General features: G+C 75.9%; 4 protein-coding genes. 1 reads left to right on the top strand and 3 read right to left on the bottom strand.

Annotated elements, in window-relative coordinates:
- Positions 1-96 precede the first annotated feature (96 nt).
- From AC068A_RS16330 to AC068A_RS16340, 3 genes are all read right to left on the bottom strand, one after another.
- On the bottom strand, positions 97-3,804 hold the full coding sequence (locus AC068A_RS16330) for a protein kinase (RefSeq protein WP_478585377.1): 3,708 nt from the start codon (positions 3,802-3,804) through the stop codon (positions 97-99).
- A 99-nt stretch (positions 3,805-3,903) separates the two neighbouring features.
- Complete coding sequence (locus tag AC068A_RS16335) at positions 3,904-6,294, bottom strand: serine/threonine-protein kinase (protein ID WP_478585379.1); 2,391 nt, start codon at positions 6,292-6,294, stop codon at positions 3,904-3,906.
- Between the two features lie 329 nt (positions 6,295-6,623).
- Positions 6,624-8,330 carry a glycerol-3-phosphate dehydrogenase/oxidase gene (locus AC068A_RS16340; RefSeq protein ID WP_478585380.1) on the bottom strand — a complete coding sequence of 569 codons (1,707 nt, stop codon included), beginning with the start codon at positions 8,328-8,330 and terminating at the stop codon, positions 6,624-6,626.
- Positions 8,331-8,589: 259 nt separating this feature from the next.
- Here AC068A_RS16340 and AC068A_RS16345 point away from each other — a divergent pair, with 259 nt between their 5' ends.
- Entirely contained in the window at positions 8,590-9,819 is a 1,230-nt protein-coding gene (locus tag AC068A_RS16345) for a nucleotide sugar dehydrogenase (RefSeq protein WP_478585382.1), read from the top strand.
- Positions 9,820-10,060 lie beyond the last annotated feature (241 nt).

Here is a 10,060-nt window from a genome sequence, read left to right on the forward strand (position 1 = left end):
CCAGATTACGAAGCGCTCGGCACGGCTGGTACCCGGAGGCGCGGTTCCGGCAGCACTGTGACGCAATTGCCGTACTGAGTCACCGTCAGTCCGCGTTCATCCCCCGGACTTGTAACTCCCCGTGGCTTTCTCGAAGACCTCGGTGACCTTGCCCTCGCCGTCCTGCGGGCCCGTCACCATGACGACGTGGTAGCTGCCGCCGAGCGCCACGACGAAGTTGCGGGCGACGACGCTGCGGCCGTTGCCGTCGATCCACGTGTACCGGCCGGTGACCCGGAGCTGCTGACCCACCTTGGTGGTCTTCACGTCGCCGCCGCTGGCCCAGGTGGACGAGCGGTACGGGGCCAGCTCCGGCTCCTTGTCCTTCTGGTACGTCGCCGGATCCGGGTTGCCCTCGGCCTTGTCCCGGCCGGGGACCACGATCAGGACGTACTCGCCGTCCGTGTAGCGGACCTGGCCCGCCTCGTTCATGCCGCGGCGCTCCCAGCCCGCGGGCACCGCGATCTCGAAGTGCTCCGGGTCCTGCTGGACGGTGTAGCCGGGCGGCGCGGGCGCCGCGGACTGCGGGGCCGCCGGGGACTGCGGCGCCCCCGACGGGGGCCGGGATCCGCCGGCGGCGGGCGGCGAAGCCTGCAGAGCGGGCGCCTCCGTCCTGGCCACCGGGGTCTTCGAGGCCGTGTCCTGGCGGCGGTCGCCGTCGCCGTCGCCGGTGCCGCCCGGCAGGAACAGCATCGCGTACGCCACCGCACCGGCCATCAGCACCAGGACGCCCAGGAGCAGGTTCCGGCCGAGGGCGCGGGGCCTGCGGGCGGGGGCCGGGCTGCGGTGCCGCCCGTGCAGCTCGCCCCGGCGGCGCACGACGGGCAGGCGGGCCGGATCCGGCTCGGGAGGCGGGGGCGCGGCGAACCTGCGGCCCTGGCCGTCGACCGCGCCGAGACCGGAATCCGGTTCGGGGGCGTACCGCACGAGCGAGCGCAGCCAGCCGCGGAGCTCCTCGAAGTCGGGGCGCTCGGTGGGGTCCTGGCGGAGCAGCGACTCCACGACCGGGCGCAGCGGGCCGCAGTCCTCCGCGAAGGCGGGGGCTTCGGCGCAGACCATCTCGACGAGCTCGGTGACACTGTCCTCGGGGTACGGGGCGTGGCCCTGCACCGCGCGGTACAGCAGCGCGCCGAGCGCCCACAGGTCCGTGGCCGGCCCGACCGGCGCCGCCAGCTGCCAGGGCCCGCTGACCGTGCCCGCCTGCTCCGGCGCCCACCGCTCGGTGACGGCCCCGACCACCGCCATCCGCGTCTGCCGGGCCCGCTCGGCATCGAGCCCACTGCGCGGCCCGGACCGGCCCCCGGCCCCGGCCCCGCCCCAGCCGGCCCGTGCCGCGGGCGCTGACTTCGGGGCGGGGGGCTGCGGGGTGTGGATGTGCGCGGGCACGGGCGGCGCGGGCTGCGGGGTGGACTGCGGGGCGGGTATGTGCGCGGGCACGGGCCGGGGCCGGCCCGGCTGGCCCGGGGTGCGCGCGGGCACCGGCCGGGACCGGCCCGGCTGGCCCGGACGCAGGTAGGCGGTGGGGTCCTCGGCCTGGCGGTACCCCTGCGGCAGGGCGAGCTGTGCCGGCAGCGCAGGCGGCCCCGCCTCCGGACGCTCCGGCCCGGCAGGCAGCGCCGCGACCTGCCGCCGCGGCGTGGCACCGTGCCAGGCGGCTCCGCCGGCCGGGCCGCCGTCGCCCGCCACCCCGCCGCCGTCGCCCGCCACCCCGCCGCCGGGGCCCGGGCCCGTCCCGCGGGATGCCCCCGCACCGGGGCGGCCACCGGGGCCGGCCACCGCCTCGTTCCCCGTGCCCGTGCCCGCGCCCGCGCCCGCGCCCGCGCCCGTACCGGCGTATGTGCCTGTGCCTGTTCCCGTGCCCGCGCCCGCGCCCGCGCCCGTACCGGCGTATGTGCCTGTGCCTGTTCCCGTGCCCGCGCCCGCGCCCGTACCGGCGTATGTGCCTGTGCCTGTTCCCGTGCCCGCGTACGTGCCCGTACCGGCGTGGGTGCCCGCGCCGATGCCGGCCGACGTGACGTCTCCGGAGTCCGCGTCGGCCACCGCGCCTGCCTGCGGGCGGCCACCACCCGGGCCCGCCGCGGGACCCGAACCGCCCTCCAGGCCCGGACCGGGGTACGTCCCCGGGCCGGCCACGGAGCCCGTTCCGGTTGCGGCACCGGTGCCGCTGCCGCTGCTCGGCCCTCCGGGGCCGGTGCCGACGGCGCCGGCCCCGGAACCCGAACCGGCTTCCGGTGCTGCGCCGGTGTGGCCGCCCATGGTGAATCCGGATCCGGCGGCCGCCCTTGAGCCCGAGTCGGCCTCCGGGCTCCGACCGGGGTCCGCCCCCGGGAGAGCGCCTGTCGCCCCGCCCGCTCCGGTGGTTGCGCCGGAGCCGGCAACGGTGATCCCGCCTGGCCCGATCGATGCGGAGGGTATCGTTCCGCGGCCCGGTTCCGGGCCGTTGTGTGCGGCGGCGCTCCCGGCCGTCGGGCCGTCCGGCGAGTTCGAGCCGGATACCGGGACCCGGTCGGCGTACCCGGCCGTGCCCGCACCGGCGGCGGGACCGGTGTCCGGGGTGGCTTCCTGGGCGGCACCGCGGCCGGGGGCGCCGGTCGTCCCGGGGGTGCCGTACGGGTACGAGTACCCCTGGGGCAGGTTCGAGCCCTGCGGCCGCCCCTCCGGTGCCGAGGCCGAATCCGCCGCGGTGTTGCGTTCCTCGGTGACCCGCGCCGCGGCGGCCCGGGCCCCGGCCCGGTACGCGGCGACGACGCCGGCCCGCGCGGCCGCCTTGAGCTCCGGCCGGTCGGGGGTGACGTGGTCCGCGTACCGCGGGCCGGCCGGGTGTCCCGGAAGGCCACCGCCGGTAGCGGGAACACCCGGCGCGGCGTCCGCGGAGCCCACATCGCCGTCGGCCGCCTCCCCGCCGTGCCCCGCGACCGCGGCCGGCGGGTCCGGCTGCCGGTCGGGAGTGATGTGGTCCGCGTACCGCGGGGTCGTTTCGTAGCCGGGGGCGACCAGTGGCGCGTCGGCGGCTCCCGGCGCGGGCGGCTGGTCCGGGGTGATGCGGTCGGTGTGGCGCGGGCCCGTTTCGTAGCCCGGTGCCACCAGCGGGAGGTGGCCGCCGCCAGGGGCGTGGTCCGCGGGCGGCGGGGTGCCCCAGCCCTGTTCCGCGTCCGGGTCGTCGTCCTCCGACGGGACCGGGTCGTACCCGCACAGCGCGTCCTCCGCGGCCCCGGCGGCCAGGCCGGTCAGGACGACGCGCCCGTCATCGCATATCAGGACCGTCCGGACCGTGATGTTGCGGTGCGTCCACCCGTGCGCGTGCAGCACCCGCAGCGCGGTCAGGACGTCGGCCGCGACCTCCGCCGCCCGGTACGGGGTCAGCGGTTCGTCGGCGAGCAGCGCGGCCAGCGGCCGGGCCGGCACGAGCTCGCTCACGATCCACAGCGACCCGCCCTCGGCGAACACGTCGAAGACCTGGTCCAGCCTCGGATGGTCGGGGACGGACGCGGCCGCCTGCGCCGCCGCGATGGCCCGGCGCACGGCCGGGAGCTCCCCCGCCGGAAGGGCGCCTCCATCGGCGCCGGTCCGGGCGGCTGCGGCCCCGCCCGACCCCTCGTCGAGCAGCTCCGCGTCCACGATCTCGGGTAACGGCACCTGCCGTACGAGCACTTCCTGCCCGCTGCGCGTGTCGAAGGCGCGGGTTTCGACCAGTTCGTACTCGTCCGACGGCGGCAGCGGCAGACGGTAGCGGCCGGCCAGGATCCGACCCGCGTAGTCGTCCACTCCGCCTCCCCCGAGTGCGCTGCGGGGCAGGTTCCCCACTGCCCCCGCTGACACGATACGTGGCCGGGGGCACCCGCGTCCCGGGCCTGTGAAGGCTCGTCAGGCGAGGGGCTGGAACGTCTGGAACGCCACGTCGCGCATCTGCGTGCACTCCGGGCCGTCCCACTGGTCCGCCGGGCAGCTGATCATGATGGCGTAGCCGCGCTTCGCGTCGACCTTGAAGCCGCGGTTGAGCACCCGGACCCGCTGGCCGGCCTGGTCCCGCTCGAACTCCCAGTCCGCGACGGTCGGGTAGTCCCGGTAGGACACCGTGTCGATCCGGAGCTGCTTGTAGCCCGAGCTGCTGGGCCCCACCTGCGTGGCCAGCAGCACCCAGGCCTTGCGGGCGTCGTCGCCGGGCTTGTCGGTGTAGTCGACCTGGATGCGCGGGAAGCCGCCGTCACGGCTGTATATGGCACCGGAGTTTTCGCCCGCGGTACCCGTCTGCCTGAAGCCCTGCGGCATCGCCATCGAGAAGTGGAACCCGAGGTCGGTCACCATGGCGTACCCCGCGGGCAGGCCCGCGGCCGGCCCGCCGGGGGAGTTGCCCTGGCCCTGGCCCTGCCCCTGGCCGCCGCTGCTCGCTTGGCCGCCCGCGCCCTGGCCCTGGTTCTGGCCCTGGCTCTGCTGGCCGTTCGGCGTCTGTCCCTGGCTCGGGTCGGCGCCGGCGCCGCCCGTCTTGCCCGCGGTGGCGGCGGTCTCGCCGGTCTTGGAAGACGGGCCGGGGGTCGGGTTGCCCGAGGACGACGTGCCGGACTTGCCCTCGTCCTTCTTGCCGCCCGGGCCGCCGCCGCTGAACGCGTACACGAGCAGCGAGCCGATGGCGGCCAGCGCGACGACCACGCCGGCGATCGCGAGGCCGATGGTGCGGCGGGACATGACGTCGGTGAGCGGCGCCGCGACCGGCGCGGTCCGGCCGGACGGCGAGGACCCGCCGGAGGCGGCGGCCGCCGTCGACGCGTTCGCCGCCGCCGCGGCCGTCGCGGCGCCCGCCGTCACCGCGGCCTTGCGGGCCGCCTTCAGGGCGGCGCGGGCCCGTTCGCGCTGCTCGCGCTCGCGCCGCTCGCGCTCCTTCTTCTCCGCCTTCTCCGCGGCCTTCTCGGCCTTCTCCGCCGCCGCCTTGTCGGCCGCCTCCCTGGCCGCGGACAGGGAAATCTGGCGGGTCTCCTCGACCGCGGGAGCGAGGACCGGGGCGGCGGGCTCCGGCTCGGGCGCATTGACCACGGCGGTCAGCATGGCCCGGGCCCGCTCCTCGTCGAGGCGGAGGGCCGGGTCCTTGACCAGCAGGCCGTAGATGACCTCGGTCAGCGGGCCGGCGTTGCGCGGCGGGTCGACCGGCTCGGTCATGACCGCCGTGAGGGTGGCCAGGGCCGACCCCTTGTCGTACGGGGGCACCCCCTCGACGGCGGCGTACAGCAGGCCGCCGAGCGACCACATGTCGGCGGGCGGGCCCGGCTTCTGGCCGCGGGCGCGCTCGGGCGAGATGTACGAGGGGGCGCCGACGAGCATGCCGGTGGAGGTGATCGAGGGGTCGCCCTCGACCTGCGCGATGCCGAAGTCGGTGAGGACGACACGGCCGTTGGAGGCGATGAGCACGTTGGACGGCTTCACGTCGCGGTGCAGGATGCCCTGGCCGTGGGCGGCGCGCAGCACGTCGAGCACGGCCAGGCCGACCTCGGCGGCGCGGTGGGGCGTCAGCGGGCCCTGCTCGCGTATGAACTCGGCGAGGGAGGGGCCCTCGATGAGCTCCATGACGATCCACGGGCGGCCGTCCTCGTCGACCACGTCGAAGACGGTGACGGCTCCGCCGCTGCGGATCCGGGCGATGGCCTTGGCCTCGCGGAGGGTACGGGTGATCAGGCGGCGCTTCTCGTCCTCGTCGACGCCGTTGCCGAAGCGGAGTTCCTTGACGGCGACGGTACGGCCGAGGGTCTCGTCCTCGGCCCGCCAGACGGTGCCCATGCCGCCCTTGCCGAGGACTTGGCCGAGGCGGTAGCGGCCGGCGAGGAGGCGGCCCTCCGCGCCGGCGGCCTCGGCGGCCTTCGCGGCCGCGGCCTTGACGGCGGCGGCGACGGCGTCGGCCTTGTCGATGACGGGGTTCCCCGACGTCGTCCGGACGGCCTCCGCGCCGCTCTTGGCGCCCTGCGGCTTCGCCGGCTCCGCCGTGGCCGCGGCCGGCTCGTCCCCGCCGGACGCGGCCGCCTTGGGCTTCGACAGGTCGGCCCTGGGCGCCGCCGCCGGCTTCGCGTCCTCCGGCTCGGCGGCAGCGGGCGCGTCCTCCGCGGGCTTGGCCGCGGCCGCTCCGGGCTTCGACAGGTCCGCCTTGGGCGCCGCCGGCTTCGCGTCCTGCGGCTCGGCGTCGGCAGCCGAACGCCCCGCCCCGGCCGCGGGCTTCGCCGGGTCGGGCTCGGCGGCGGCCGAACCGGCCGCCCCGGCCCGCGGCTTCGGCATGCCCGGCTTCGCCGCAGGGTCCCCCGCGGACGACCCGGCACGGGCTCCGGCGGGAGGGGCTGCGGCCTCGACAGACGACTCCGGCTCGGCCGACACAGGCTTCGCCCGGTCCTGCTTCGCCGCAGGCGAATCGGTGTGCTCCGGCTTCGACATGCGTCCCCTCTGCGTTCGTGCCGCCTGCTCCGGCTGCCCCGGCACCCGCCCGGATGCCCGGTGGCCCGCCCCGGGAGAACCCGCGCGATAACCCGCCCCGGCAGAACCCTTATTGTTCCTCACTCCGCAACGGACGGGAGCCCCGGGTCCACGGTTCCCCACTCCGTATCCCGGAGTTACAACGGAACGATGTCGGGCGCCCCCAATCGCGCCGCATCGGCCGTCTGGTCGTCCGGCTGGCGCTGCGATTCCCGCTCCGCCTGCACCCTCTTGTCGTAGTGCTCCACTTCCTTCTCGATCTGCTGCTTGTCCCATCCCAGCACCGGAGCCACCAGTTCCGCGCACTCCCGCGCCGACCGGGTCCCCCGGTCGAAGGTCTCGATCGAGATCCGCGTCCGCCGCGTCAGCACATCGTCCAGGTGTCGCGCCCCTTCGTGTGACGCCGCGTAGACCACCTCGGCCCGGAGGTAGTCCTCCGCCCCACCCAAAGGCGAACCCAGCGAGGGGTCCTCGGCGATGAGGTCCAGCAGTTCGTCCGTCATCGAGCCGTACCGGTTCAACAGGTGCTCCACCCGCGCCACGTGAAGGCCCGTCCGGGCGGCGATCCTGGCCCGGCCGTTCCACAGCGCCCGGTACCCCTCCGCCCCGACCAGCGGCACGTCCTCCGTCACGCACTCCGCGACCCGCTGGTCCAGCCCGTGCACGGCCTCGTCCACCGCGTCCTTCGCCATGACCCGGTACGTCGTGTACTTGCCGCCCGCGACGACCACCAGGCCCGGCACCGGATGGGCGACCGTGTGCTCGCGCGACAGCTTGCTCGTCGCGTCCGACTCCCCGGCCAGCAGCGGCCGCAGGCCCGCGTACACCCCCTGGACGTCGTCGCGGGTCAGCGGCACGGCCAGTACCGCGTTGACCCGCTCCAGCAGGTAGTCGATGTCGGCGCTGGACGCCGCCGGGTGCGCCTTGTCCAGGTCCCAGTCGGTGTCGGTGGTGCCCACGATCCAGTGCCGGCCCCACGGGATGACGAACAGCACGGACTTCTCGGTCCGCAGGATCAGCCCGGTGCTCGAGTGGATGCGGTCCTTCGGGACGACGAGGTGGATGCCCTTCGACGCCCGTACGTGGAACTGCCCGCGCTCCCCGATCAGCGCCTGCGTGTCGTCCGTCCACACCCCGGTCGCGTTCACCACCTGGCGGGCCCGGACCTCGTACTCCCCTCCCCCCTCCACGTCCTGCACCCGCGCCCCGACCACCCGTTCGCCCTCGCGCAGGAAGCCGACCACCCTCGCCCGGTTGGCGCAGTGCGCCCCGTACACGGCGGCCGTGCGGACGAGCGTGGTGACGTACCGCGCGTCGTCCATCTGCGCGTCGTAGTACTGGAGGGCGCCAACCAGCGTGTCCTTGCGCAGTGCCGGGGCCACGCGCAGGGCGCGGCGGCGCGACAGGTGCCGGTGCAGCGGCAGGCCCCGGCCGTGCCCGCCGGACACCGACATCGCGTCGTACAGGGCGACGCCCGACCCGGCGTAGAACCGCTCCCACCCCTTGTGCCGGAGCGGGTACAGGAACGGCACCGGCCTGACCAGGTGCGGGGCCAGCCGCTCCAGCAGCAGGCCGCGCTCCTTCAGCGCCTCCCGCACGAGGGCGAAGTCGAGCATCTCCAGGTAGCGCAGGCCGCCGTGGATGAGCTTGCTGGACCGGCTGGAGGTGCCGGACGCCCAGTCCCGGGCCTCGACGAGCCCGGTGGACAGGCCCCTGGTCGCGGCGTCGAGTGCGGTACCCGCGCCGACCACGCCCGCGCCCACCACCAGTACGTCCAGTTCCCGTTCGGCCATCCGGGCGAGTGCCTCCGCGCGCTGCGCCGGCCCCAGTGTCGCTGTCCTCACGGCTGCCTCCCGTCGGTGCGGGCGTACCCACTCGGTGCGGGTGGTCCCGCTCGCGTCCCCCGCCCTCGATTCTGACCCGCCGTACCCGCATCAGCCACTGCCTGTGGACAACACAACGGCGACCATCGCCCCGCAATGCGACAGATCGGTCATATATACGCCTAGTCTGACATCGTGCCAGCTCATGGGCCCGCCGCGGCCCACAGGAGTTGCACACCCAGCCCCCTCATGCATGCCAGGGAAGGGACGGCAGCACCCCATGCCCGCAGACCTCGCCGTCATCGGACTCGGCCACCTCGGCCTCCCACTGGCCCAGGCGGCCGTCGCAGCCGGAATCGAGACGGTCGGCTACAACGTCGGACCGGCCACGGACTCCACCCTCACCGCCGCCGAGGTCCGGCGCATGTCGGCCGCCGGCTTCCGGGTCGCCGCCAACCCCGCCGACCTCGGCCGCGTCCGCACCGCCGTCATCTGCGCCCCCACCCGGCTCGGCGCCGACCGGGCGCTCGACCTCGGGGCCGTCGGCGAGGCCGGCCGCACGCTCGCCGCCCGCCTGCGCCCGCACACCACCGTCATCCTGGAATCCGCCGCCCATCCGGGTGTCACCGAGGACTACCTGCGGCCGATCCTGGAGGACGGCTCCGGGCTGCGCGCCGGCCGGGACTTCCACCTGGCCTACTCCCCCAGCCGGCACGACCCGGGCAACCGGAAGCACACCATCGCCAACACCCCCAAGGTGATCGGCGGCCTCACCCCCGCCTGCACCGAGTCCGCGCACGCCTTCTACGCCCGCATCGCCGAGAAGGTGGTCCGCGCCCGCGGCCTGCGCGAGGCCGAGACCGTACAGCTGTTGGAGACCAACTACCGGCACGTCAACATCGCCCTCATGAACGAGATGGCGGTGCTCTGCCACGACCTCGGCGTCGACCTGTGGGACGTGATCCGCTGCGCCGAGACCAAGCCGTACGGGTTCCACGCGTTCCGCCCCGGCCCGGGCGTCGGCGGCCACAGCATCCCCCTCGACCCCAACTACCTCCCGCACACCACCCGCACCCCGGGCCACCCCCTGCGCATGGTCGGCCTGGCCCAGGAGATCAACAGCCGGATGCCGCAGTACGTCATCCAGCGCTGCGCCACCCTGCTGAACGAGCACGGCAAGTCCGCCCGCGGCGCCCGCGTCCTGCTCCTCGGCGTCACCTACAAGCCCGACCTCGCCGACCAGGAGGGCTCCCCGGCGCGCGAGATCGCCAGCCGCCTCCTCGACCTCGGGGCCCTGATCAGCTACCACGACCCGTACGTCGCCGGCTGGCGGGTGCGGGACCAGCCGGTCCCCCGCGCCGAGTCCCTGTACGAGGCCGCCGCCACCGCCGACCTGACGATCCTCCTCCAGCACCACCGCACGTACGACCTCCAGGGCCTGGTGGTGAAGGCACAGCTGCTCCTGGACACCCGGGGGGCCAGCCCGGCGGGCGCCGCCCACCGCCTCTGACCCTGCGGAAACCCGGACGGCGCCCGGTTCCCGGCCGGCTCCCGGCCGGCCACGACGGCTTCACCCCGGCGGTCGAGCCGATTCCGTGGGGCATCCGCCTGCGGCGGCGCAGGCAGGGGCCGAGCCGAGCGGGCCACCGCGCCGGACGCGGGGGGGGGGGGGGGGGGGGGGGGGGGGGGGGGGGGGGGGGGGGGGGGGGGGGGGGGGGGGGGGGGGGGGGGGGGGGGGGGGGGGGGGGGGG

The organism is Streptomyces sp. NPDC043854 (assembly GCF_056436005.1).